Raw genomic sequence first — 23,182 nt, forward strand, 5'->3', positions numbered from 1 at the left:
ATTTACCCGGCGCGACCGCCAGTCGCCGCCCGCTTATCACGGAGTTGCCCCCTTGTTCGAGAACCTGCAAGCGCTTCCCGAGGATCCCATCCTCGGCTTGATGGCGGCCTTTCGCGCCGATACGGCCGCCACGAAGATCGATCTGGGTGTCGGTGTTTATAAAGACGAGCACGGCAAAACGCCGGTGCTGCGCGCCGTCCGCGCCGCCGAGCAGGCCGTGCTCGCCGACCAGCAGACCAAGACCTACACCGGCCCGGCCGGCAACGAGCAGTTCAACGCGCTCATGGTCGAACTGGTTCTGGGCAGCAAACATCCAGCCCTGACCAGCGGTCGTGTGCGTGCCCTGCAGGCACCGGGCGGCTGCGGTGCCTTGCGTCTGGGCGCTGAGCTGCTGATGGTCGGCAGCCATCGTCCGACCGTGCACGTCAGCGATCCGACCTGGGCCAATCACGTGCCGCTGCTGAGCAATGCCGGCCTGAAGCTCGAGCGCTATCCCTACTTCGAGGCCCGCACCGGCACAGTCAAGTTCGATGCGATGCTGGAGCGCTTGAACACGCTGCCGGCCGGCGATGTCGTGTTGTTGCACGGCTGCTGTCACAACCCGACGGGTGCGGATCTGTCGATGGATCAGTGGCGCAAGATCACCGAGGTCCTGGTGCAGCGTCGCCTCGTGCCGTACGTCGATATCGCGTATCAGGGCCTGGGCGAAGGCATTGTCGCGGACGCCGAAGGCGCACGTTTGGTTGCGGCGTCGGTGCCCGAAGCGCTGATCGCTGTCTCGTGCTCGAAGAACTTCGGTTTGTATCGTGAACGCGTGGGCGCGCTCATGGTGCTCACCGAATCCAGCGCGCAGACGAACGCGGCCGCGAGCCACCTTCGCAAGATCGCGCGGGGTATCTGGTCGATGCCGCCGGATCACGGCGCGGCAATCGTTGCTCGCATTCTGAGCGATGAGAAGCTCAGCGAAGATTGGCGTAACGAGGTCAACGCGATGCGCGAGCGCATGCTCACCCTCCGTCGCGCACTCTCAGCTGCACTGGCGAAGACTTGCGGAGCCGAGATGGCTTCGGTGATCGAGAAGCAGCGTGGCATGTTCTCGACCATTCCCGTAACGCCTGAAGCGGCCGATGCTCTGCGCACGCAGCATCATATCTACATGACACGCGATGGTCGTATGAACATCGCGGGCGTCAGTCTGGAATCAGTCGACTATATCGCCAAGGCGATCGGCGCCGTCGTCTGAGATCAGTCCGAAGATCTCGCTCCTTGCAATGAGGAGCGAGATCTCTAGTTACTCGCGGCGCGCCGTTCCACCAAAATGGTTTGAATCCGTGCGAACTCCGAGACGCTCAACGGATAGCGCCTGATAATCAGCACGCCGACAAACACGCACAGTGCCGGCAGCACTGCAATGGTATAGCGAACGCCCTGCGCGACGCCTTCATCTGCCGATTCCACGCCGGTAAATCCAATCGTCGACAGCAGCACACCGACCAGGAAGCTGCCGAATGCCATGCCGGTCTGCTGCACGAAGACCCAGGCTCCGTAGATCGTGCCTTCACGGCGCGCACCGCTGATCATCTCATCGTATTCGACCGTATCCGGCACCATCGCGTTGGGCAACAGCTGTTCGCCGGCATTGAAGAAGCCGAACACGATCATCAGCGGATACAACAACCACCACTGTCCCGCCGGCAACACCAGCAGCGCGAGCCAGCACAGGCCGAGCCCGATATAAGCGGCGATACAAGCCTCACGCTTGCCGAAGCGCGCACCCAGCTTGGCCCACACTGGCGTCATGAACACACTCGTCACGGCGCCCAGCGGATACAACACACCCATCACCGCCGGGCTTTGCTTCGCGACGACCGTGACGAAGTAAATCAACATGCCAGCGAAAGCCGCGTCGGCAATGTTCGCGATCAGGTACGCAATGCTCAACTGCGCGAGCGGCCGGTTCTGCTTCAATGTTTGTAACTGATCCCGCAACGACATGGCCTGCGGCTCGAACGCCACACAAGGCGCGTTCGCCGTGGTCACGAAAGCAACGAGGCCGCTGAGCATGATCAGCCCACCGAACGCAATTCCAACGTAGCGATACCCGGCCAGCTGATCGGGGGCAGCGGCAATCAGCAACGGTGCAATGGAGATCGCCGCCAGCACCGCGATGCGCGCAGCCATTTCCTTGTAGCCCACGAGTGACAGCCGGCCGCGATAGTCGCTGACCATTTCGGGCGCCATCGCCGAGTACGGCACGTGATACAAACTCACGCCCGTGTTCACGGCTAGAAACATCGCACAGAACAACATGGCCGCGGTCGTGGGGCTATCGAATCGCGGCATACAGAACATCGCGATGAACGCCGCGCCCCACAGCAACGAGCCGAACAGCAAGTAAGGTCGGCGGCGCCCCCAGCGCGAGCGCGTGCGATCCGAGATCGCGCCGACCAGAGGATCAGTGACCACGTTCCAGATTCGAGGAATGAGCAGCACCGCCCCGGCGAGCGCGGCCGGCACGTGATGCGCTTCAGTGAGAAAGAACAGCAGATAGACGCTGATGATCGCCATGTGACTGGCGATGGCCGACTGGCCGAAGGCCCAGCCGAGCTTGGCGGTCCACGTGAGCTGTGCTGTCTCAGACATTGTGAAGCTCGCGATATTGAAGAAGACCGAGGCGCAGCCGTTCCATGCCGTTGGCCACATCCTGTGCGTTACGACCGAAGCCGATGCGCAGATGACCCGGGCTGCCAAAGTAGCTGCCGGGCGCGACCGCGATGTCGTGATGCAGCCAGAGCCAGTCGGTCAGGGCGACATCGTCGACGTTGAAGGTCAGGCGCGGAAAATACATGCAACCGAACGCCGGCACATCTCCCGTCAACAAGCCCGCACGCGCCAACGCCTCCGCCTGCATCAGCACGACCGGCTGCGAGGCCGACAAGATCCCACGCCAGTGCGACTCGAACGGGCGCATATCCTCGAGCACGACGGCCGCGACGGTGTGCGCCACCTTCGACAGCCCGAACTCGAATCGCTCATAGACCGCATTGATTCTGGCTCTTGCCTCTTCGCTGGCAATGATCCACCCGCACTTGAGCGAGAACAGCCCATAGACCTTGGTCAGACTGTTGACGCTGATGAACGCCGGCGAGAGTTTCGCGGCGGTGTCGAGACTCACGAAGTCTCCGTACACCTCATCGACGACAATCTTCACTCCCGCGCGCTCTGCGACGGTCGCGAGCTTGCGCAACTGCGCATCGGTCAGATGAGCGCCGGTGGGGTTGTTCAAGTTCGTGAGTACAATCAGCCGCGTGTTGGGACGAATCAACGCCTCAAGCTCTTCCGGGTCGATTGAATAATCCGGCGCGCGTCGCTCGATGAAGCTCACTTGCGCCCCGTGATTCAGCGCCAGCGCAGGCAAAAAATCGAAGTACGGCCGCTCCACGATCACGTGACTGCCCGGCTCGACATAAGCATTGAAGATGATTGCGAGCCCACTGCTCGCGCCCGTCGTGCAGGTAATCGAGTCGCGAGGCACGCCATAACGCGCCGCCAGCGAATCCAGCACATAGGGATTGCCGTTGCCAAAGGTACTGCGATAGCGCGACGTGAGCGCGCCGCCGAAGCACCGATTGATCTGTTCGCGCAACAACTCGGTCGGCTCGGCGATCGAGCTGTCGAACAGCAGGTTGGCGTCGGCATGCGACTGCGACTCCTCGACGATGCGTCGGCACCATTTGGAGTAGTCGTGAGAGTTCAACGTGTCCATGAAACTTGGAAATCAATAGCGCGCATGGATATTGAATCCCGCGCGAAAAGCTTGCAAATACTCGCGAAAGAGCGTCTATTTTTCACACGGCAGTTCCGCCGCGCCGGCAGTGTGGCCAGGTGAGCCCGATGGTCGAGTTGGATTCGTTCGATGTGCGCATTCTGGAAGCTCTGCAAAAGCAGGGCGACCTGACCATGGCCGAGCTGGCCGAGCGCGTTTTTCTGTCGCACTCCCAGTGCTCCCGACGGGTCAAACATCTGCGCGACACCGGCTTGATTCAGCGCTTCGCCGCCATTCTCGATCCGCGAGCGCTCGGGCTGGGCTTGAAGGTGTACATCACCGTCACGCTCAAACAGCACTCGCAGGTCGCCTCCGAATTCCACACGCTGGTCACCAACGCGCCGGAGATTCTCGAGTGCTGCATGGTGACCGGCGACGGCGACTTCCTGCTGAAAGCGTATGTGCGTGACCTGCAACACTTGCGGGATTTGCTCGGTCAGCTGTCGGGCGTCGAGATCGTCGGCACGCTCAAGTCGGTCATCGTGATCGACGACGTGAAGAACACTTCTGCCCTGCCCGTCTACGCGACCACGCGCCCGGCCTGAGTACGGCGGATCATCCGGGCTTGCGCTCAGATGATCCGCACGTAGGCCTGCCGTTAGAACTTCATCGCGAGCGACATGCCGATCGCGCGAGGCTGCATCACACCGACACCGTACGCACTCAACCCAGTGGTCGAGTTACGCGGAGTGGCGCTCAAGTAGCCCTTCTCGTCGGTCAGGTTCTTGACGTAGAGCGTCAGGTCCCACGCGCCCGAGCTCACACCGGCGCGCAGATCGAACGTCGTGTAGCTGGGCATCACGAAGCGAGGCGTCGTGGCCGCAGCGTTGAACGGCGCGAGACGATCGCCCAAGTAAGTGACACCGCCGCTGACGAAGCCGTCGAGGCTGCTGGTCACCGGGAACTCCTGCGTCAAGAACAGGGTACCGGTCCACTCGGCCGAGTACGGCAGGCGATCGCCACTCAAACCGTACGTGCCTTCCGGCGCGTTCTCGGTGAGCACGGCATCGGTGTACGCGCCGTTACCATTCAAAGTCAGGCCGTCGAGGATCGACCAGACGAAGCTCAACTCCACACCCTGACTCTTCGCCTCGCCGCCGTTGGCGATGAACGATTCGCCGGTGCTCTGATCGACCTGGCGCAACTGAATGTCGCTCCAGTCGATGTAGAACGCCGCGATATCCATCGTAAGGGCGCGCGAGAAGAAGTCACCCTTCAAGCCCAGCTCGTAGCTGACCAGTTCGTCGGAACCGAAGGTCGGCGGAATCGTGGTGGTCGAGATGCCGAGCTGCTGATTCTGACCGCCGGCGCGATAGCCCGACGCAATGCGCACGTACGACATCAAGTGATCGCTGATGCGATAGCGCGGATTGAACGAGTACGTGAACACGTTCTCGTCGGAACCGCCGCTGTCGTGGCTCTCGCCGTTGTTGAGCGGACCGGTGATGTGCTCGCTGTAGTTCTCTTCGTTCTCGCTGTAACGACCGCCAATCTGTACGTCGAAGCGATCGGTGAACTTATAAGAAAGGTTCGCGAACACGGCCTTCTCCTTGAACGTGCTCGGCGTGGTGCCGTCGTACAAGGGCGCGAGGCCGAGATTGTCGCCGCTCTGCGGATCGACCATGCGCAGGCGCTGATAACCTTCGCTGTCTTCCTTGGTGTAGAAGGCGCCGACCAACCAGCCGAACGCGCGACCGTCTTCCGGCGACGCGAGTCGGAATTCCTGCGAGAACTTCTCGGTCTGCAGCTTGTTATCGATCACCACGCCGAGGCCGGGGCGGCCGGCGAAGATCGCAGTGAACTGACCGAACGTGCCGGTCACGTCCTGCGGACCGTCATGATTGATCTTGCCGTACGAGGTGATCGAGTCGAGGGTCGCCCAATTCAGATCGGCGGTCACGGTCGTATCGAAGAAGCGAATGTCGCCCTCGAAGCCGTCGGTCTGCGGCAGACGCTCGTGCGTGTACTCGCGGGCGAGCGGCGTGTAGTTGAACGTCACGTCTTCGTTCGGAGTCGCGCCGGCGCGTGCGTCCTGAAACAACGCGGACGATTGCACCTTGATCTTATCCGTCACATTCCACAGCGCCGCCACGCGACCACCGCGAACGCGCGCTTCGTTGACGTCTTTGGCGCCCGACAGCGTATTGTCGATGTAGCCCGCGTCTTCACGCTGGAACGCGCTGAGCTTCACGCCGAGTTTGTCGGAGATGATCGGGAGATTCGTGCCGACGCGCACGCCGTAGCCTTCGCCGCCGTGAGCAACGGTGGAACCATCGACCTGCACGCGCGAGCTGTATTCGTTGGTGTCGGGCTCGGCCATCACATATTTGACCAGGCCGCCCATGCTGCTCGCGCCGTAGAGCGTACCCTGCGGACCGCGCAACACTTCGATGTGCTGAAGATCGGACGGATCCAGATCCGGCACCATGAAGTCGCCACCGCCGCGCGAGCTCGACGAGCCGAACGGCGAATCGCCGATGCTGATACCGACCGTCGGGTTACCGCCCGTGCCGGTGGAGATACCGCGAAGGATGAGCTGAGTGCGACCGGCGCCGCGGGCATTCATGCTCAAGCCCGGGACTTGCGCGAAGTAGTCGCGCAACTCGACCGAGCCCTGCTCCGACATCTTGCCGGCGTCGAGCACCGAGATCGCGACCGGCACGTCCTGCAGACGCTCGGAGCGCTTCTGCGCAGTGACGATCACTTCCTCCAGATCGTTGACGGCAGGTTCGGTCTGCGTCTGCGCCATGACCGGTGTCATCGCGAGGCTGCACAGAACGCCGCTGGCCCAGAGAGTCGATTGATCACGCATACGATTGGCATTCCCCGACGGCTGACGCATGCCTTGGCGTCGCCTTATTTGAGAGTGAACTCGGCACCGACCGGAATTGGAGGCGCCCCCGCGAGGCCAGGGCCTCGATTCGCGTAAAAACTCTATAGCGGGTCGGCTGTTCTTAATGTGCTTTCTTGGCCGGGAATCTGGAGAGTCGCGTGGATTTTTCACGCGAACCCTCGGTTCGGCGAAATTTCTGGACAGCCCTAGGGGAAATCCCAATGATTGCGCCCGAATCCACTTTGAGGACCGCCATGCTCCACCACCTTTCCTTCGCCGTTCGGGATCTCGAGCGTGCGGCTTCTTTCTACGACGCCGTGTTGGCGTCCTTGGGGTTCGTGCGGGTGTGGAGCGACGACACCGCGGTCGGGTATGGCTATCCCGGTGGCGGCGACAAGCTGGCGCTGAAACTGGTGACCGAAGGGATCGCGATTCCCGGGCCGGGCTTTCATCTGGCGCTCGCCGCCAGTCATCGCGATCAAGTCGATCAGTTTCACGCCGCCGCGCTTCGACACGGCGGACGTGACAACGGGCAGCCGGGGCTGCGCCCCGACTACGGCCCGCAGTACTACGCCGCGTTCGTCATCGACCCCGATGGTTATCGGATCGAGGCCGTGATCAACGCGGCCGAGTAACGATCACTCTTTCAAATATTGCTCCTGGCCCTCGAAGCCGATGCGCTTCATGCCGTTGCGCTGAGCGCTGCCGAGCACCTGAGCCACCTGATCGTACTTCGCGCGCTTGTCGGGCCGGACATGCAGCTCAGGCTGATTCGGCTTGGCCGCCTCGGCGCGGAAGAACTGCTCCAAGTGCGCCAGACTCTCGACGACGGTGCCGTTCCAGACAATCGTACCGTCGGATTCGATGCCGAGCTTGATCACCTCGGGCTGGGTCCTGCCGCCGTCGGATATCGGCATATCGAGCTTGATGTTGTTGGTCATCACCGGCAACGTGATGATGAACATGATCAGTAACACGAGCATGACGTCGATCAACGGCGTCGTGTTCATGTCGACCATCGGCTCGTTGTTACCACTCGCGGAAATGCTCATCGCCATGACGTAACTCCTTTCTGTGGAAGCTATCGACTCAAGCTGTTGCAAAGTATCGCGGCGCGCCTGCGCGTAAAGCCGGTAGAAGCCACCTGAACTTCCTTTGTTAATACCGGTCGATATAAGTTCCCTTATTGTTTGCTCGTCGCCGTCACCCTCCAGGTCGCCATCCCGAAACGGGCGACGCCGTTCTTTATATAAGGCCGGAAGGCCGCGTGCACGACTTCAGTGACGCGGGCTCGCAGCGTCTCGTCGTTCATTTCTCTCAAGGCCAGCCCGACCGGGCCGAGTTTTGTCACATAGGCCAGCAACTCCGCTTCGTCGGCGGTGCCCTCCACATCCAGCCGCTCCAGGGTGATATCGCTCCAGCCGCTCGCTTCCAGGATGCGTCGGACGCGATCGCCGTCCGCGAATGCAAACTGACCGGGCGCGTTGGGATCGGGTGCCGGCATGTTTGTTAGTAACGGTTCCGCCGCGCGCTTGGCCGTCGTCATAAACGGATTCTGTGCGGGGCTTCTCCATGCGACGAACGCGAGCTTCCCACCGGGACGCACCGCGCGACGGATGTTCTTGAACGCTGCTTCCGAGTCGTCGAAGAACATCACGCCGAACCGGGAGATCACTGCGTCGAAGCTGTGGGGATCGAACGCATGGGTCTGCGCGTCCGCTTGTACAAACATCGCCGTGTTGATTCCTTCGGCAGCGGCGCGAGCCTTCGCGGCAGTGAGCAGGGGCTCGGAAATATCGGCACCGACACAGCGCCCGCTCGCTCCCAATCGTTGGGCCATCGCCAACGTCGTCGCGCCGGCGCCGCAACCGATATCGAGCACCTGCCCGCCTTGCCCGGGAAAGGCCGCGTCGAGCAATGGCACCTCGAACGGCGCAAGCATGCGATCGAGCACCTGTTGCATTTCCACCCAGGTGCGCCCGGACGCCTCATTCCACAGCGCCACCTGATCCTGATTGACCTCGCGTGTCTCGCTCATGCTGACTCCCGGCTTGCGTCGCTCTACGATGGGATGCCACTGTACAAGCTCAAGTCGACTTGAGGTCAAGTGTGAAACTCCTGGACATCGCGCAAGTGGCGCAACGCTCCGGCGTGCCCGCCTCGACCCTGCGTTATTACGAGCAGGAAGGGCTGATTAACTCGGTAGGGCGTCGCGGACTGCGACGCCTGTTCGAAGCCACAGTGCTGGAGCAGCTGGCCATCATCGCGCTCGGCCGCTGGGCCGGCTTCTCCTTGCAGGAGATCGCCAAGACCTTCTCGCCGAACGGCGGGATCCAGATCGACCGTTCGCGGCTGACGGCCAAGGCCGAAGAGCTGGATCAGGTCATTCATCGCCTGACCGCGATGCGCGACGGCCTGCGTCACGCGGCGGCCTGCAAGGCGCGACATCACATGGAGTGTCCGCGCTTTCGTCATTTGGTGAAGCTGGCCGGCTCCGGCCGACTGGACCCCGAGCCCGAGAAACGAACCCGCCGCGCGCCAATGCGCCGTTGAGAGCCGCATCACTCTGAATCGCCCGTGTGAGCCTCGCACACGCGAGGCGCCGTGCTTCCACGCCGGCAGCAGCAAACGCTACTTCTTATCGCCCTTCTCGCTGGCCAGGCGCTGGCCGAGTCTCTGCTTCGCGCCTTCGGCATAACGTTGGCAAGCCGTCGCATCGATCAGCTTGGCTCGATCGCCCTTGCCGTTCTCATCGATCACGTCCCACAGGCCCGACAGCTCCGGATGCGCCGTGATCAGCACATCGCAAGGCGCGGCGCTAATTGCCTGGATGCTCGAGGTCAGATCGCTCGCCGCAGCGGGGTAACGCGGATCGCCGCTGTATTTGAATGCATCGTCCGAGACCGCGTTCAAGCTATCGCTGTACACTATGTTCACGCAGCGACCCGCTTCGCACGACTGCCAACGCCACGACGTGCCGCCCGGCGCGTGCCCTGGCGTGTGGATCAGGCTCAACTTCAAGGGCCCCACCTCAACCGACTGTCCGCGCCCAATCCCGACGACATTGGCAACCGCGGGGAACGGCAGCAAATGCCCGACCTGCGGATCGTCGGGCCCCACGCGCCCACCACGCAACACCGGCGCGGCCTTGTCGCTTGCAATCACTCTCGCGCCGGTCAGCTTCTGCAACTCGGCGATGCCGCCCGCATGATCGTAGTGAGTGTGTGAATTGAGGATGACCTTCACATCGGTCATCTTGAAGCCCAGCTGCTCGACATGCTTCGCAATCAACGGCGCCGACTGAGGCAACGCGCCGTCGATCAACACGTGTCCCTGCGGGGACGTGAGCAATACCGAGCTCAAGCCCCGCGGCCCGACATAATAAGTGTTGCCGTAGAGCTGAAACGGCGCTTGCTCCTTATTCCAGGCTTCGCAGTGAGAGCACTCGATCGCTGCAGCATTTACATGGCCGACCAGCGACAAGGCAGCAGCGAGACCGAACATCCAGACGCGTGACATGGTATTTTCTCCTTGATCTGGCGAGCTTAGCGATGTGACGCGCGCCGATCGTGATCAATTGTGGCAGCGCCTCCAGTGTTCGCGGATCGCGACAACTGCGCCTGCGAGCCTGCGCTGTTAATCTTCGCGTTCAGCTGATGAAAGCCCACCAAGCTCAATACGTCCCGGGACTGGACCTGCTGCGGTTCTTTGCCGCTTGCATCGTCATGGTGTTCCATCTGGCCTTCTGGTCGTGGGCCTTCCCCACCGGGCAAGTCGCGATCGCCTCGCACGGCGTGGCGAATTTCAAAGACTGGACCACGCTCGCGCCGTTCGGCTGGGCCGGCGTGCAGATCTTTTTCGTGATCTCCGGGTTCGTCATCGTGGTTTCGGCCGAGCGCAGCTCCGCCTATAAGTTCTTCGTGAGCCGGTTCACGCGACTGGTGCCGGGCGTCTGGATCTGCGCCACCATCGCCCTGCTGGCCTGGCTGCTGGTCGATGTCGGCACCCGACCGCTGTCGTTGTTCGCGATGTACGTCCGCAGCGTCGCGTTCTTCCCGAAAGGCGCCTGGATCGATAGCGTCTACTGGACGCTCGGGGTCGAGATTTGTTTCTACGCGCTGATGTTCGTGTTGCTGCTGACCAGCCGGCAACGCTGGATCAAGCCCATCATGTGCGGCATCGGGCTGATCAGCACCCTGTTCTGGATCGGCTACACCTTCGCCGCTCAAGACCGGAACAGCGAGCTGTTCGAGCTGTTCAGCCAGGTGCAATGGTCGAGGTTCGCGCAGCTGCTGCTGATCCAGCACGGCGTGTTCTTTGCGTTCGGCGTGCTGCTCTGGTCGCACTTCTCGAAGAAGTCCTCGCGCGGCGAGCTCGCCTGGCTCGTACTGTTCGCTATGGGAGGCTGTTTGCAGATCGCCGGCGAGAGCGTGCTGAAACTGGAAAAGACCGGCCTGTCCTTTTCGCCGCTCACGCCGTGTGTGATCTGGCTGAGCGCGATGCTGTTCTTCTGGATCGCCGTCGCCAACAACGCACGGGCACAGCAGTTGCCGGATTGGTGTTTGCAGCTCCTGCGACGACTGGGCTTGATGACCTATCCGCTGTATCTGCTCCACAACGTGACCGGCGGCGCCTTGTTGGGTGCCTTCATCGAATGGGGCATTCCCTCCCGAGTGGCGCTGGCCGGCACCATCGCGGTCGTGCTGGCGCTCAGCTGGTGGATTTCCAAAGTCCCGGAGCCGGCGCTCCAGAAATCGACGCGAGCTCTCTTCGATACCCTCCGCGCTCGCTGGCAGTCCACGAGCAGCACCTCCGGCGTGCGCGACGCCGGCTAAAAGTCGCGCAAATCGCCTCGCGCAGACATTCTTCCACTGCTCCGCCCTGGGCCGCTTGATCGTTGCAAGCGGCCCGTCGTTTGGCGCGCGAATGGCATGAACCTCTCCGCTGCCGTTACCTAAAATTCCGTTTAACTACTGCGGCCTCTGGCAGCCGCCGCGATAACCACAAAACAGCGGAATTCATGCATGCGGGATATTCCATCTCTCGTCAGGTCCCGTCGCGTCCGCGGCGGCTATGGACTGGTCGCGTGCATTCCCTTTGCAGCGGCGTTTGCAGCTGAGCCGATAACAGCCAGCGATCCCGAAGAGTCACCCGCCGTGCCGGTGAATGCGGGCTCCGGCGTCATTCGCTACGAGTCGAGCTTCTTCACTGAGTTCCAGCCGACCACGGCCCTGGACATGGTGAAGCGTCTGCCGGGCTTCGCGTTCGAGCCAGGCGACACGACCGTCCGTGGATTCGCAGGCGCGCTGGGCAACGTGCTGATCGATGGTCAGCGTCCGACCTCGAAGGCGGTGCTGCTCGAAGATGTGCTTCGTCGCATTCCCGTGGCCGGTGTCGCCGCCATCGAAGTGATTCGCGGCGGCGCGCCTGGCATCAACATGCAAGGTCAATCGGTGGTCGCGAACGTCGTGCGCCTCAGCGGCGACATGAGCACGCACGCGGCCGAAGTCACGGGCCTGTTCGCAACCGATCACGAGCCGGGCGTCGGGTTGCGACTGGAGTCGGCCAGCAACATCGATCGGCTCTCGCTCAACGGCACGCTGAACTTGCGCGACGAGCAGAAATACGGCGACTCCGGCACCGGCGAACTGATCCGTCGCAATGCCAACCGGGAAATCATTCTCGCGAGCGACTTCGAGACTGACTGGCGTCAACGTCAACTCCAGGCCAACGGCGCGGCCGAATACCAGGGTGACGCCGGCCTGCTACGTATCAACGTGGGCGGCACCAGCCAGGACAACAAGCAGTTCGACATTCTCACGCCACGGTCCGGGGTACCCCAGACATTCGACTCGCGCGTCGTCACCGATATCAGCCTCGATCAAGGCGAAGCCGGCGTCGACTACGAACATTCGATCAGTGACGCGCTCACCGGTCGCATGCTGGTGCTGCAGACGTTGGAAAAGAAGGTCATCACAGCCGATTCGATCGACGCTGTGAATCTGCAACGCTCCGAGGACGAGGCCTTTCGAGGCGAGTCCATCCTGCGCAGCTCGGCCACCTATCGCGCTTCGCCCGCCGTGACCGTCGAGAGCGGTCTCGAAGGCGCCTACAACTTTCTGGAGGTGGACGCCCGCCTCACTCGTAACGGCGCGGCCGTGGAGCTGCCCGCCGACAACGTGAAGATCGAAGAGCGTCGTGGCGAGGCGTACGTCGACGTGCGTTGGAAAGTCACGCCACGCCTCGCGAGCGACATCGGCATGCGCTATGAGCGATCGACGATCAGCCAGTCCGGCGATCATCAGGCCAAGCGCACGTTGAGCTACCCGAAGCCTCGCATGACGGTGCGGTTCGATTTGAACCCCGACATTCAATTGCGCGGCCGTGTCGAACGCACGGTCAGCCAACTCGAATTCCGCGACTTCGCCTCGCAAGCGTCGCTCGATGCCGGCACCATCAACGGCGGCAACGCCGAGTTGCGCCCCGAGAATGCGTGGGAATTCGAAGGGGGCATCGAAAATCGTTTCTGGGGCAGCGGCGCCATCGTGCTCAGCTACATGTATTCCAAGGTCAGCGACGTGGTCGATCTGGTCCCGGTCGGTCAGTTCGATGCTCCGGGCAACCTCGGCAGCGGCACGCGCGAAAAGATCACGTTCGGCTTATCGCTGCCGCTGGAACGGATCGGCATGTCGGGCACCCTGCTCCGCTTCAATGGCGACTGGAACTGGTCGAAGGTCGACGATCCAGTCACTCATGAGTCACGACGCATCACCAAGCACGCGCCGGTCGGCGGCGACGTGCTGATCACGAAGGAGTTCCCGTCGCTCGGCTCGACACTGTCGCTCGAGAACTCCTATAGCAAGCGCGAGACCTACTTCCGGATCGCCGAAGTCCGCACCGATCACTGGGATCATTTCCTGCGGTTGTATTGGGACTGGACCCCGAAGGCCGACACTGTGGTCCGTCTGATGTTCAACAATTTCACCGGCCGTCCGAAGAGCCGTTGGCGCACGGTTTATGACGGCACGCGCGCCAGCGGCGACATCCTTTATCACGAAGATCGTCACATCGACGCGCTCCGCTTCGTGCAGCTGCAAGTCCGCAAGTCGTTCTAACAAATCTTCGACTAATGAAATGCCCGGCGCCACTGTACAAGGCCGGGCCATTGGCGTGAGACTGACTCTCCGAGCATCCGCGGAGAGTCGAAGACGTGTCACGACTTCAAGGCAAATACGCGCTGATCACTGGCGGCACCGGCGGCATCGGTTTGGAAGCTGCGCGCCAGTTTCTAAGTGAAGGCGCCACCGTCGCAATTACTGGCCGCTCGACGTCAGGACTCGAAGCCGCGAAGCAAGAGCTCGGCGGCAGAGTTCTCACGATTCGCAGCGACGCGGGCGATGCCGCTCATCAGGATTCCGTGGCGACCACGTTGCGCGAGCACTGGCCGCAGCTCGATGCTTTGTTTGTGAATGCCGCCGACATGACCCATCGGTCGCTCGCAGATTGGGATGAAGCCGCGTTCGACGCACTGCTGGCGACGAACCTCAAAGGTCCGTTCTTTCTGATCCGCGCGTTGCTGCCCTTCTTCGCCAATCCCGCATCGATCGTTCTTTGCAGCTCGGTCGCCGCCCATATCGGCCTGCCACAATCGAGCGTTTATGCGGCCAGCAAGGCGGGCTTGTTATCGCTGGCACGCACGCTCTCCGGCGAGCTCAAATCTCGCGGCATCCGAGTCAACGCCCTGACGCCGGGGCCGACTGAAACATCGGCATTCACCAAGCTCGGGCCGGAGCAAGACACCCTGCGCGCTCAGATTCGGAAAATGGTCCCAGCCGGCCGCATGGGCACGCCGCTGGAGCTCGCGAAGGCCGCGGTCTTCCTGGCCTCCGACGAGTCTCGTTTCATGCTGGGCGGCGAGCTGCTGGTGGACGGCGGCGTCAGCACGCTTTAAATCTAAGCCGCATTGAGGCTCGCCATTGCATCTTTGATGCGCATCGCCGCTTTCGGGCGGTCATACATCCGCTTCATATAAGCGAGCAGCGTCGGGCACTGATCGAGCAGGCCGATTTCGTTGCCCCAATCGAGCGTGTATGCGGTCACGAAATCGCCGATGCTCACGCGATCGCCGACCAGATACTCACGACCTCGCATGTGCTTCTCGAGCACCTGGGCCATGGCCCGAAAATCCTCTTTCGCAAGCTCGATGTCCGTGGCCTGGCGCTTCTCTTCCGGATACAGGAATGAGTTTTTCGCGATTCGCCACAACGGCTGCTCGAGCTCGGTGACCACGAACAACATCCAACGATTGAGCTGCGTGCGCAGCTTCAGGTCGGTCGGCAGCAAGCCCTTCTGCGGATATTTCTCGGCCAGATAGACCGCGATGGCGACCGACTCGGTCACCACGAAATCGCCGTCGACCAGCGTCGGCACCTTGCCGGCCGGATTGATCGCCAGATACTCCGGCGTCTGCCCGGCGCCTTCGTTGAGTTTGACGACGACGGACTCGAACGGGATGTCCAGCTCCTGCAATGCCCAGCGGGCACGAATCGAACGGGTCGGTGCAAGCTCGTACAGTTTCATGGCGCCTCTCCTGGAAGATATCCCAAGGACGAACCGTAACGACCGAAACAGACACGGCAGCGACGCATTAATTGCAGAACTCGTGCGTGAGTAGCAACGATCCGATACCGACCAAGAAGATACCGATAAGCCGGGCGACACGCTGCCCGCCGGGCGCGAGCCGTTCCAGCGTGATCGCCACCGTCACCGCCGCCATCGCCCGCAAATCCATCACGCCGACGACCAGCAGAATTGCCGTCAGACCTGCACAGCAGTGCGTGCAGTGGATTCCAAGACGGATGCCATGTCGCCAGGCCGTCGCAGCATCCGGCCGTATCGAGCCACCGCAACTCGACGAGTGGCGACAACACGCCAGATGACGAGCTTTCCAAGCGGTGAACTGAAGTGCGCCCGCGACCATGACAATCACGCCGATGGCGGCGGGAACGGCACGCGCAAGCGACGGTACCTGCATTTCGATCGAGGCCACCATCACGCCGACAGGAAACGCGACCAGGCCCAGCAGCGTCCACACGAAGAAATAGCCCGCACCCACCAGAGCGGTCAGGCGACCCAAGCGCGCTTCATCTGATCGTGCAACGGCACATCGATATCGAGTCAGCATCGGCACCAGAGATGGCAGCATCATCGCCACCATCATCACCATCCACATGCCGACGAACGACACAGCAGCGCCCGTCCACGTCTGCCCGGGCATTCGCATCCAGGCCATCGACATCGTCCAGCCCCCGGGCATGGACATTCGGCTCATCGATGCCATGGACGCACACCAGAGAACGGTCACCGTCGCGCTGATGAGGAACAGCAGCGCCGACACACCATGGAAGGCTCGTGCGGACGTCATGACTCAACCCTTCGGATATTGATCGCGATGACGCCACCACAGGCCGCCGCTCTCGTTGCGTCCCTTTGGCGCGCGGTCGAGCCATTGATAGGCGCCCCACAGAGCATCCAGCCCACGCGCATACGCCGAGTACGTGTGATAAATGACCTCGTCCTCGCGTACGAAGGCGCTCATGCCGGGGAGATCGCGCACATAGGTGGGCCGGTCGGTGCCACACATGCGCGCGAATCTGTCCGCCACGTCGCCATTGTCCCGAACTTCCGGCTGCGGCACGGGCCGACGCTCGTAGTTGTATTCGATGGCGCCCTCCCGCTGACGTTCCTCCTCGGTGAACCAGACATTGAAGTCGTGATTGAAATCCGACGACCCCGACGAGGCCCACGGAAACGTCCAACCCATTCGACGTTGAAACGCCTGCAACTTGGCGAGTGGCGCGCGACTGACGGCCCACAACATCACGTCGTGATTGGCGAGGTGCTCCGCGAAACCGTTGAAGCCATCGGCGATCATCGAGCAGGACGGACAGCCCGCCTGATAGTCCGGGCCGAACATGAAATGGTAAACGAGCAGCTGCGAGCGCCCCTGGAACAGATCCGCGAGCGAGGCCGCGCCGGCACCGGTCTCGAACGCATAATCCTTGTCGATTCGCACCCAGGGCAGCGCCTGGCGCTGTCGCGCGAGCTCGTCACTGCGGCGCGTGAGCTCCTTCTCCGCCTCGAGCAGATTCAGCCGGGCTGTCAGCCATTCCTGTCGCGTTCCGGTCGGATGGGTGGTCATGGGCCTTTGCTCCATTGGTATGCTTCACTGCTGAACAGGGTAAGCACCCGGCCGCCGGCGGTGGGAGTGACAAATTTGACGGGATTCCGATGGATTCAATGATCACCGCCGCCGCGCGGGCGCTCGCGGCGGGCGATCCACTCGGTGCGTTGAAACGCGTGGCCCTACGTGACGATGCGCCCGCCCTGGCCCTACGAGGCATCGCCATGGCGCAGCTCGGAGATTTTGTGAAAGCCCGGGCGCTGGTGCGCAGCGCATCGCGCTCGTTTGGCCCGAAAGAGACAATGGCCCGCGCTCGATGCGCGGTCGCCGAAGCCGAAATCGCGCTCGCCTCGCGCGACTTGCACTGGCCACAGAAGGCACTCGATGCGGCTCGTGTGACCCTCGAAGAACACGGCGACACAGCCAACGCCGCTCTCGCCCGCTATCTGGAAATCCGTCGCTTGCTACTGATCGGACGTGTCGATGCGGCCGAGAGCCTGCTCGCTCATCTGAACTTCGCCGCCATGCCGCCCGCGCTGAGAGCGGCACACGAGCTCATCGTTGCAGGCATCGCGATGAAACGCGTCGATTCCAAAACAGCTCGCGCCGCGTTGACTCGCGCCGGACGTGCCGCACGAGATGCGAGGATTCCGGCGCTCCACTCCGAGGTCGAGAACGCATCGCAAGTGTTGAACACGCCCGCAGCTCGATTGATCGCGCGCGGCGAAGTGCGCCCGCTGTTGCTCGACGAAGTTGAAACAGTGCTGGCTTCCAAGGCGCTCGTGGTCGACGCCTGTCGTCATGTCGTTCGCAGCGGACGTTCGACCATCCCGCTTGCGACGCGCCCGGTGTTGTTCACGCTGGCACGAGCCCTGGCTGAAGCGTGGCCAGACGATGTTCCGAGAGGCGCGCTCATCGCGCGAGCCTTCCGAGCCAAGATCGCCGATGAGTCGCATCGAGCGCGGTTGCGCGTCGAGATGGGACGGCTTCGTTCCAAGCTTCGATCCATCGCGAATGTGAGTGCGACGGATCGTGGCTTCTCGTTGGAGCCCAAGCTCGCGCGCGATGTCGTCGTGCTCGCGCGTCCGGTCGAAGAGGAACATGCATCGGTGCTGGCCCTGCTCGCCGACGGCGAGTCGTGGTCCAGCTCGGCACTGGCGCTCGGACTGGGCGCGAGTCAACGCACCGTTCAACGCGCGCTCGATTCGCTGTCGGCGAGCGGCAAAGTGCAGTCATTCGGCCGCGGCCGAGCGCGTCGCTGGATGACCCCGCCGGTACCCGGATTCGCGACGACCTTGTTACTCCCTGCTCCGCTCCCCAGCGACTAGGATGACCCCATGAAACGCACCTCAGCCCACATCGTTCGTGAATATGGCCCCTTCCCGGGTGTCGATGGCGTGCACGGAGTCACCTATGACGGCCAGCAAGTCTGGTTCGCCTCTGGCGACAAGTTGAATGCCCTGGACCCGGCCAGCGGCAAGACCGTGCGCTCGCTCGACGTCGCCGCGCATGCCGGCACCGCGTTCGACGGCAAACATCTGTTTCAGATCGCCGAAAATAAAATTCAGAAGCTTGACCCTAAGACCGGTCGAGTGCTCGCGATTATCCCCGCTCCCGGCAATGGCGGCGACTCGGGACTCGCGTGGGCCGAGGGCACCTTGTGGGTGGGCCACTATCGCGAACGGAAGATCTATCAAGTCGATCCCGAGAACGGCGCGGTCCTGCGCACTATCGAGTCGAATCGTTTCGTCACCGGTGTCACGTGGGTCGAAGGCGAGCTATGGCACGCGACCTGGGAAGCCGACGAAAGCGAGCTCCGTCGCCTCGATCCGAGCACCGGCCAGGTGCTGGAGAGTATCGAAATGCCGGCGGGCATCGGCGTCTCGGGCCTCGAGTCCAACGGCAAGGATCAATTCTTCTGTGGCGGCGGCAAGAGCGGCAAGGTCCGCGCCGTGCGCCGACCGAAGCGGGATGCGGCTTAACTAAACTCGGAGTCGTCACCAAACTGGCGCAGACAAAGCGCCGCCGCTCACCATGGCGCAAGCAGAATCCAGCTCACCTAGCTGGAAAGCTGCAAAAGAAACAGAGCCATGGTGATGCTCGAACTGCTTCGTGTACAGGCGCAGACCCAAGTTCAACTGCTAACCGACTGCGTGGTCGCGCTGGCGCGCGATCCGCTCTCCCCCGATCAACTCAACGCGTGCGCCTCGGCGGCGCGCTCCTTCGAGGCGACCGCGCATATGGTCGGACTCGAAGCGGGCGCCGAGCTGGCGCGCTCGATGGAAGAGTGCCTGGCCGCGGTCCGGCGCGGCGACATCGAGCTTCAACAGCAGCTCATCGGAATGATGCTACAGGCCGTCGACCTGCTCGACTCGATGGCCAAGCTGCCGCGGACCACGCCCATTGCGCCCCTGTCGCCGTCGACAACGGTTGCGGAGCGAACCGAGACCCGACCCGATAAGCACAAGCCGGTAGTGCTGGTGGTCGATGACAGCATGGAGACTCGCGAGCTCGAGCGGAAACTGCTCCGCTTTCGCGGCTACGACGTGGTGACCGCGGCCGACGGCCTCGAAGCCTGGTACGCGGTCCTGAGTGGAAATATCGATCTCGTTCTAACGGATATCGACATGCCGCTGCTGGATGGCATTCAGCTGACCCGCCGTATCAGGAAGGACCCGCGCTTCAAGCGGCTGCCGGTGCTGGTCGCCTGCGATAAAGACAACGTACAGCAACGATGGCGCGGCTTCGACGCCGGCGCGACCTACTACGTCATCAAGGGCACCTTCCACGACACACTGGTGGAAGCCGTAGCCACTCGCATCGGGCCGACAGAATTTTGACGCCTCGACGCGGGCCGCAACCTGCGTCAAATTGGCGCTGACTCAAGGGTCGAGTGTGACGCCCGCGGCGATTAAACGTTCCGCCGCCACCGAGCGAAACTTCGCGAGCTCCTCTTCGAGTTCGCGCGCGACACTTTCAACCTGAACGAGGGAACCATGTAAATCTTTCTGGCGTTGAGCTGCTAGCGTCGACAGCCGGGTCGCTCCGAGCATCGCCGCGCTACCTTTCAACGTATGCATCGTCTCGACTCGCGCGGCGGCGTCCTGGGTGGGTAGCTCTTGAATGAAAGTGGCCGCATTACCGATGAATTTACGATAGATCGCGGCAACCGCGAGTGGCGCGCCGAGGCTTTCGAGTAGATCCTGAAACACGGCGGCGTCGAGTACGTCGCTCGAGATGGCGCTACCTGGCCGGGCGTCTGCGGAATGTGACATATGTAAGTGGTGACAGTCGCGGGTCAGGATAGGTTACATTGCACGCGGCCCACCTGTGGGCCGGTACGTTACGAGACCACGGATGAAACCGCATTCTGGCATGCGTACTAACGAAGATGCGGCGAACAGCCGCGTCCTGGTCATCGACAACGATTCCTCGATGGTGCTGTGGGTCCGTTCGGTTCTGCAGACCGAAGGCTATGACGTCCGCACGGCCCTGAGCGGCGAGGAAGCGCTCGCGATCCTGCGCACGACACCCGACGTGCTGGTGGCAATCAGTGATATCCACATGCCGGGAATGGACGGCATCAGTTTGCTGAAGAGCCTCGGCTCGCTCAACGGCGCCGCCTCGGTGCCCCGCTTCATCTTTCTCACCGCGTATCCCGAAGTGGACTTCGCGGTTCAGGCGCTACGTCTCGGCGCGGTCGACTTCCTCGTCAAACCCGTTCGTCCGCAGGAGCTGCTAAATGCGGTACGAAACGCGGTCGAGCGCATGGACCAAAGCCGCGTAGCCATGCAGTTGACCGATCAGGCCGCGATGCTGGCACAACAAGCCGAAGCCCTGGCCGCGGCACTCAGCGTGTGGAAACAACCGCAAACCGAGCCGGCCGCGCAGCCAGTTGAAGCAAGCCGCGGCGATCTCACAACCGTCGGTCTCGATCGCTTGCGTCGTCCCCGTCAAGCGCTGGAACCGCTCGGTGAATTGGATGATGTCGCGTGGGATCTACTGCTCGAGCTACTGCGCGCGGATAAGACCGCTCAGCGCATTTCCGTTTCGGCATTGAGCATCTCCGTGCCTCATATCTCGCCGACAACAGCACTACGCAGGATCCGAGAGCTGGTTAAAGCGGGCCACATCCTGCGCAACCCCGATCCCATGGACGCGCGTCGCGACTTTGTCGTGCTCGCGTCCGAGTGCCGCGCCGCACTCGAACATTATTTGGAACAAGTCGCCAAAGAGCTCGCGGCCGCGGTTGCCCCGCGTACGTAGCGATTGCGACGTATACGTCAGATTGATGTAAGTCTCGCTTGTTGTAGTGAAGCGTGTTCGGTAGAAACACGGCCGGCGCGTAAATCACGACCGACATAGAAACGGAGGACGCGATGGGGAAGATCGTTCGGCGCAAGCGCTGGCTCCTGGGAGCTGGCGCACTCGGTGCTGCGCTCACTTTGTTTGTACTGGCACCGCGTGAACAAACATCCGAAACGCCGGCTCCCGCCGCACCTCGGACGTCCGATCCCGCTCCACAACCGGCGCCAGTGACGCGTCTGGCAACCGCGCCCAAGGAACAGCAGGCACCGGTGGGCATTCGGCAACGTTATATCGTGCAGGCTTCGAGCGCGGAGTTGGCTCGCGGCGCCGTGACGCGCGCGGGTGGCGTCATCACCGGAGATCTCACGATCATCCGCGCGGTGGGCGCAGAGTTGGACGAGCGTGAGCTCGCCGCCCTGTGGACCGACCCCGTCGCTGGCCTGCGCGTCTATGACGACGCAGCCGTCACTTCCAGCGCCGCCGCGGCTCTGCCCGAAACCTATTATCCAACGCAGGTCGGCGCGAGCCCGCTGCACACTGGAGGTATTACAGGGCGCGGTGTCACGGTCGCCGTGCTCGACACGGGCGTGTGGCAAGAGAAAGGCCCGCTGCAACAGTCATCGTCGGGCCGCAATCCGCGCGTGCTCGCTCAATACGATGTGATTCTTGCGCGTGAGAACCCGAGCGCGTATCCGCTGCTATCGCTAAACAAATACAGCCGCGACATCGACGATCCCAACGGCCACGGCACTCATATCTCGTCCATCATCGCCAGCAGCGGCATTGCCTCGACAGGTAAATATCAAGGCGTCGCGCCCGGCGTGAATCTGGTCTCGGTGCGCGTGCTCGACCGCAACGGCATGGGCCGTTACTTCGATGTCATCGCCGGCATTCAGTGGGCCATGAACCAACGGCTCGCGTATGGCATTCGCGTGATCAACCTGTCGTTGAGCGCGCCGGTGCAATCTCACTATTGGGACGATCCGCTCAATCAGGCCGTGATGGCCGCGTGGGGCTCGGGCATCGTCGTGGTTGTGGCCGCGGGCAACGCGGGCCCGGCGCCGATGACCATCGGCGTGCCCGCCAACAACCCGTATGTCATTTCCGTCGGCGCGGTCACTGACGCCTATCATCCGTACGAACCCGCCAAGTACAAGCTCGCGACATTCTCTTCCGCAGGTCCGACGTACGAAGGCTTCGTGAAGCCTGAAGTCGTCGCCATGGGCGGTCACATCCGCGCGTACGCGCCGAACGACGGCGTACTCGCGCAGCAGTTCCCGCAGTGGCTGGATCTTCGTTACCCGGACATGACCATGTCGGGCACATCGCAAGCAGCGGCGGTCACCAGCGGCGTCGTCGCGCTGATGCTCGAAGCAAATCCCCTGCTGTCACCCAACAATGTGAAATGCCGACTCATGGACGGCGCACGCCCGGCCGTGCGATCCGATGGGCACCTCGCCTACTCCGTGTTCCAACAGGGCTCGGGCCTCGTGAACGCGCAGGATTCGCTCTACAGCACGGCATCGAACTGCGCCAACCAAGGCTTGAATGTCGCGGCCGATCTCGCCGGCATCCAGCACTACGGCGGCCGCGCGAATCAGGATGCCAACGGCAACTTCTACATCATGGAAGTCGATGAGCCGATGGGTCTGCTGACGACCTTGTTGAGCCCGCTCGGCAGCCTGCCGTTGCTCGGCCAACTGCTGGTCGGCCTCGCTACGACCCTCGACGGTCTGTTGTGGGACGGCAGCCCGCCTTCCGACGACAGCGTGACCTGGAGCGGCGGCTACACCTGGAGCAATGGCTACACCTGGAGCAACGGTTACACCTGGAGCAACGGCTATACGTGGAGTAACGGCTACACCTGGAGCAACACCTCCGCGCCGAGCAGCTCCGGTATCGAGCCCGCGCCTCAGGAATAGCAAGCAGAATCACCGTGCGTCACAAGTGGGTGGTTGCTCTGGTCGCCTGCGCGGTGATGACCGCGCAGGCGGCAACACCCGTGCCCGAAGTGCGTCCGATGTACTTCGAG

General features: G+C 62.4%; 22 protein-coding genes. 12 read left to right on the forward strand and 10 right to left on the reverse strand.

Annotated features, from left to right (window positions below):
- The first annotated feature begins 52 nt into the window (after positions 1–52).
- Entirely contained in the window at positions 53–1,243 is a 1,191-nt protein-coding gene (locus tag ACFPN2_RS30865) for an amino acid aminotransferase (protein WP_380603907.1), read from the forward strand.
- Positions 1,244–1,287: 44 nt separating this feature from the next.
- On the opposite strand, the gene ACFPN2_RS30870 is transcribed toward ACFPN2_RS30865, so the two are convergent.
- Positions 1,288–2,643 (reverse strand): MFS transporter, encoded by a 1,356-nt coding sequence (locus ACFPN2_RS30870; protein WP_380603909.1) that lies wholly within the window; start codon positions 2,641–2,643, stop codon positions 1,288–1,290.
- The gene (locus tag ACFPN2_RS30875) at positions 2,636–3,766 is read right to left on the reverse strand and encodes a pyridoxal phosphate-dependent aminotransferase (RefSeq protein ID WP_380603911.1); all 1,131 of its coding nucleotides are present in this window, start codon (positions 3,764–3,766) and stop codon (positions 2,636–2,638) included. Before ACFPN2_RS30875 ends, ACFPN2_RS30870 begins: the two co-directional genes overlap by 8 nt.
- 128 nt (positions 3,767–3,894) lie before the next feature.
- Here ACFPN2_RS30875 and ACFPN2_RS30880 point away from each other — a divergent pair, with 128 nt between their 5' ends.
- Entirely contained in the window at positions 3,895–4,371 is a 477-nt protein-coding gene (locus ACFPN2_RS30880) for an Lrp/AsnC family transcriptional regulator (RefSeq protein ID WP_129777873.1), read from the forward strand.
- A 53-nt stretch (positions 4,372–4,424) separates the two neighbouring features.
- Here the strand turns inward: ACFPN2_RS30880 and ACFPN2_RS30885 are convergent, their stop codons facing one another.
- The gene (locus ACFPN2_RS30885; RefSeq protein WP_380603914.1) at positions 4,425–6,638 is read right to left on the reverse strand and encodes a TonB-dependent receptor; all 2,214 of its coding nucleotides are present in this window, start codon (positions 6,636–6,638) and stop codon (positions 4,425–4,427) included.
- A gap of 275 nt (positions 6,639–6,913) precedes the next feature.
- Here ACFPN2_RS30885 and ACFPN2_RS30890 point away from each other — a divergent pair, with 275 nt between their 5' ends.
- Positions 6,914–7,294, forward strand: a complete 381-nt coding sequence (locus ACFPN2_RS30890; RefSeq protein ID WP_380603916.1) for a VOC family protein — start codon at positions 6,914–6,916, stop codon at positions 7,292–7,294.
- Between the two features lie 3 nt (positions 7,295–7,297).
- Here the strand turns inward: ACFPN2_RS30890 and ACFPN2_RS30895 are convergent, their stop codons facing one another.
- The gene (locus ACFPN2_RS30895; protein ID WP_380603918.1) at positions 7,298–7,717 is read right to left on the reverse strand and encodes an ExbD/TolR family protein; all 420 of its coding nucleotides are present in this window, start codon (positions 7,715–7,717) and stop codon (positions 7,298–7,300) included.
- 125 nt (positions 7,718–7,842) lie between these two features.
- Positions 7,843–8,697, reverse strand: a complete 855-nt coding sequence (locus ACFPN2_RS30900) for a class I SAM-dependent methyltransferase (RefSeq protein ID WP_380603920.1) — start codon at positions 8,695–8,697, stop codon at positions 7,843–7,845.
- Between the two features lie 71 nt (positions 8,698–8,768).
- On the opposite strand from ACFPN2_RS30900, the gene ACFPN2_RS30905 reads away from it, so the two are divergent.
- Positions 8,769–9,212: a helix-turn-helix domain-containing protein gene (locus tag ACFPN2_RS30905; RefSeq protein WP_380603922.1), complete on the forward strand. Its 444-nt coding sequence runs from the start codon at positions 8,769–8,771 to the stop codon at positions 9,210–9,212.
- Between the two features lie 78 nt (positions 9,213–9,290).
- Here ACFPN2_RS30905 and bla read toward each other — a convergent pair whose 3' ends face one another.
- Positions 9,291–10,178 (reverse strand): subclass B3 metallo-beta-lactamase, encoded by an 888-nt coding sequence (gene bla, locus ACFPN2_RS30910; RefSeq protein WP_380603924.1) that lies wholly within the window; start codon positions 10,176–10,178, stop codon positions 9,291–9,293.
- A gap of 137 nt (positions 10,179–10,315) precedes the next feature.
- Between bla and ACFPN2_RS30915 the strand changes: the two genes are divergently transcribed.
- From ACFPN2_RS30915 to ACFPN2_RS30925, 3 genes are all read left to right on the forward strand, one after another.
- Positions 10,316–11,494 carry an acyltransferase family protein gene (locus ACFPN2_RS30915; RefSeq protein ID WP_380603927.1) on the forward strand — a complete coding sequence of 393 codons (1,179 nt, stop codon included), beginning with the start codon at positions 10,316–10,318 and terminating at the stop codon, positions 11,492–11,494.
- Between the two features lie 189 nt (positions 11,495–11,683).
- Positions 11,684–13,774: a TonB-dependent receptor plug domain-containing protein gene (locus ACFPN2_RS30920; RefSeq protein ID WP_380603929.1), complete on the forward strand. Its 2,091-nt coding sequence runs from the start codon at positions 11,684–11,686 to the stop codon at positions 13,772–13,774.
- 95 nt (positions 13,775–13,869) lie between these two features.
- Positions 13,870–14,610: an SDR family oxidoreductase gene (locus ACFPN2_RS30925; protein WP_380603931.1), complete on the forward strand. Its 741-nt coding sequence runs from the start codon at positions 13,870–13,872 to the stop codon at positions 14,608–14,610.
- Positions 14,611–14,612: 2 nt separating this feature from the next.
- On the opposite strand, the gene ACFPN2_RS30930 is transcribed toward ACFPN2_RS30925, so the two are convergent.
- The 3 genes from ACFPN2_RS30930 to ACFPN2_RS30940 all read right to left on the reverse strand — a co-directional run bounded on the left by ACFPN2_RS30930 (position 14,613) and on the right by ACFPN2_RS30940 (position 16,860).
- Positions 14,613–15,239: a glutathione S-transferase family protein gene (locus ACFPN2_RS30930; protein ID WP_380603933.1), complete on the reverse strand. Its 627-nt coding sequence runs from the start codon at positions 15,237–15,239 to the stop codon at positions 14,613–14,615.
- 67 nt (positions 15,240–15,306) lie between these two features.
- Entirely contained in the window at positions 15,307–16,083 is a 777-nt protein-coding gene (locus tag ACFPN2_RS30935; protein ID WP_380603935.1) for a DUF2182 domain-containing protein, read from the reverse strand.
- 3 nt (positions 16,084–16,086) lie between these two features.
- On the reverse strand, positions 16,087–16,860 hold the full coding sequence (locus ACFPN2_RS30940; protein WP_380603937.1) for a DUF899 domain-containing protein: 774 nt from the start codon (positions 16,858–16,860) through the stop codon (positions 16,087–16,089).
- A gap of 89 nt (positions 16,861–16,949) precedes the next feature.
- Here ACFPN2_RS30940 and ACFPN2_RS30945 point away from each other — a divergent pair, with 89 nt between their 5' ends.
- The 3 genes from ACFPN2_RS30945 (at position 16,950) to ACFPN2_RS30955 (ending at position 19,682) form a co-directional block, all read left to right on the forward strand.
- Positions 16,950–18,170 carry a helix-turn-helix domain-containing protein gene (locus ACFPN2_RS30945; protein WP_380603939.1) on the forward strand — a complete coding sequence of 407 codons (1,221 nt, stop codon included), beginning with the start codon at positions 16,950–16,952 and terminating at the stop codon, positions 18,168–18,170.
- Positions 18,171–18,179: 9 nt separating this feature from the next.
- Entirely contained in the window at positions 18,180–18,824 is a 645-nt protein-coding gene (locus ACFPN2_RS30950) for a Vgb family protein (RefSeq protein WP_380603941.1), read from the forward strand.
- 108 nt (positions 18,825–18,932) lie between these two features.
- Positions 18,933–19,682, forward strand: a complete 750-nt coding sequence (locus ACFPN2_RS30955; RefSeq protein ID WP_380603943.1) for a response regulator — start codon at positions 18,933–18,935, stop codon at positions 19,680–19,682.
- A gap of 42 nt (positions 19,683–19,724) precedes the next feature.
- Here the strand turns inward: ACFPN2_RS30955 and ACFPN2_RS30960 are convergent, their stop codons facing one another.
- Positions 19,725–20,117: an Hpt domain-containing protein gene (locus tag ACFPN2_RS30960; protein WP_380603945.1), complete on the reverse strand. Its 393-nt coding sequence runs from the start codon at positions 20,115–20,117 to the stop codon at positions 19,725–19,727.
- Positions 20,118–20,199: 82 nt separating this feature from the next.
- Between ACFPN2_RS30960 and ACFPN2_RS30965 the strand changes: the two genes are divergently transcribed.
- Both ACFPN2_RS30965 and ACFPN2_RS30970 read left to right on the forward strand, forming a co-directional pair.
- Positions 20,200–21,108 carry a response regulator gene (locus ACFPN2_RS30965; RefSeq protein WP_380603947.1) on the forward strand — a complete coding sequence of 303 codons (909 nt, stop codon included), beginning with the start codon at positions 20,200–20,202 and terminating at the stop codon, positions 21,106–21,108.
- 113 nt (positions 21,109–21,221) lie between these two features.
- Positions 21,222–23,072: a S8 family peptidase gene (locus ACFPN2_RS30970; RefSeq protein WP_380603949.1), complete on the forward strand. Its 1,851-nt coding sequence runs from the start codon at positions 21,222–21,224 to the stop codon at positions 23,070–23,072.
- Positions 23,073–23,182 lie beyond the last annotated feature (110 nt).

The organism is Steroidobacter flavus (genome assembly GCF_042651805.1).
GTDB lineage: Bacteria > Pseudomonadota > Gammaproteobacteria > Steroidobacterales > Steroidobacteraceae > Steroidobacter > Steroidobacter flavus.

Excerpts from the sequence above, each read along its gene's own strand:
- ACFPN2_RS30945 (WP_380603939.1), top strand. The coding sequence starts at position 16,950 with ATGGATTCAATGATCACCGCCGCCGCGCGGGCGCTCGCGGCGGGCGAT.
- ACFPN2_RS30880 (WP_129777873.1), top strand. The coding sequence starts at position 3,895 with ATGGTCGAGTTGGATTCGTTCGATGTGCGCATTCTGGAAGCTCTGCAA.
- ACFPN2_RS30890 (WP_380603916.1), top strand. The coding sequence starts at position 6,914 with ATGCTCCACCACCTTTCCTTCGCCGTTCGGGATCTCGAGCGTGCGGCT.
- ACFPN2_RS30965 (WP_380603947.1), top strand. The coding sequence starts at position 20,200 with ATGAAACCGCATTCTGGCATGCGTACTAACGAAGATGCGGCGAACAGC.
- ACFPN2_RS30915 (WP_380603927.1), top strand. The coding sequence starts at position 10,316 with ATGAAAGCCCACCAAGCTCAATACGTCCCGGGACTGGACCTGCTGCGG.
- ACFPN2_RS30885 (WP_380603914.1), bottom strand. The coding sequence starts at position 6,638 with ATGCGTGATCAATCGACTCTCTGGGCCAGCGGCGTTCTGTGCAGCCTC.
- ACFPN2_RS30930 (WP_380603933.1), bottom strand. The coding sequence starts at position 15,239 with ATGAAACTGTACGAGCTTGCACCGACCCGTTCGATTCGTGCCCGCTGG.
- ACFPN2_RS30955 (WP_380603943.1), top strand. The coding sequence starts at position 18,933 with ATGGTGATGCTCGAACTGCTTCGTGTACAGGCGCAGACCCAAGTTCAA.
- ACFPN2_RS30920 (WP_380603929.1), top strand. The coding sequence starts at position 11,684 with ATGCGGGATATTCCATCTCTCGTCAGGTCCCGTCGCGTCCGCGGCGGC.
- ACFPN2_RS30950 (WP_380603941.1), top strand. The coding sequence starts at position 18,180 with ATGAAACGCACCTCAGCCCACATCGTTCGTGAATATGGCCCCTTCCCG.
- ACFPN2_RS30970 (WP_380603949.1), top strand. The coding sequence starts at position 21,222 with ATGGGGAAGATCGTTCGGCGCAAGCGCTGGCTCCTGGGAGCTGGCGCA.
- ACFPN2_RS30895 (WP_380603918.1), bottom strand. The coding sequence starts at position 7,717 with ATGGCGATGAGCATTTCCGCGAGTGGTAACAACGAGCCGATGGTCGAC.
- ACFPN2_RS30870 (WP_380603909.1), bottom strand. The coding sequence starts at position 2,643 with ATGTCTGAGACAGCACAGCTCACGTGGACCGCCAAGCTCGGCTGGGCC.
- ACFPN2_RS30875 (WP_380603911.1), bottom strand. The coding sequence starts at position 3,766 with ATGGACACGTTGAACTCTCACGACTACTCCAAATGGTGCCGACGCATC.
- ACFPN2_RS30900 (WP_380603920.1), bottom strand. The coding sequence starts at position 8,697 with ATGAGCGAGACACGCGAGGTCAATCAGGATCAGGTGGCGCTGTGGAAT.
- ACFPN2_RS30935 (WP_380603935.1), bottom strand. The coding sequence starts at position 16,083 with ATGACGTCCGCACGAGCCTTCCATGGTGTGTCGGCGCTGCTGTTCCTC.
- ACFPN2_RS30960 (WP_380603945.1), bottom strand. The coding sequence starts at position 20,117 with ATGTCACATTCCGCAGACGCCCGGCCAGGTAGCGCCATCTCGAGCGAC.
- bla (WP_380603924.1), bottom strand. The coding sequence starts at position 10,178 with ATGTCACGCGTCTGGATGTTCGGTCTCGCTGCTGCCTTGTCGCTGGTC.
- ACFPN2_RS30940 (WP_380603937.1), bottom strand. The coding sequence starts at position 16,860 with ATGACCACCCATCCGACCGGAACGCGACAGGAATGGCTGACAGCCCGG.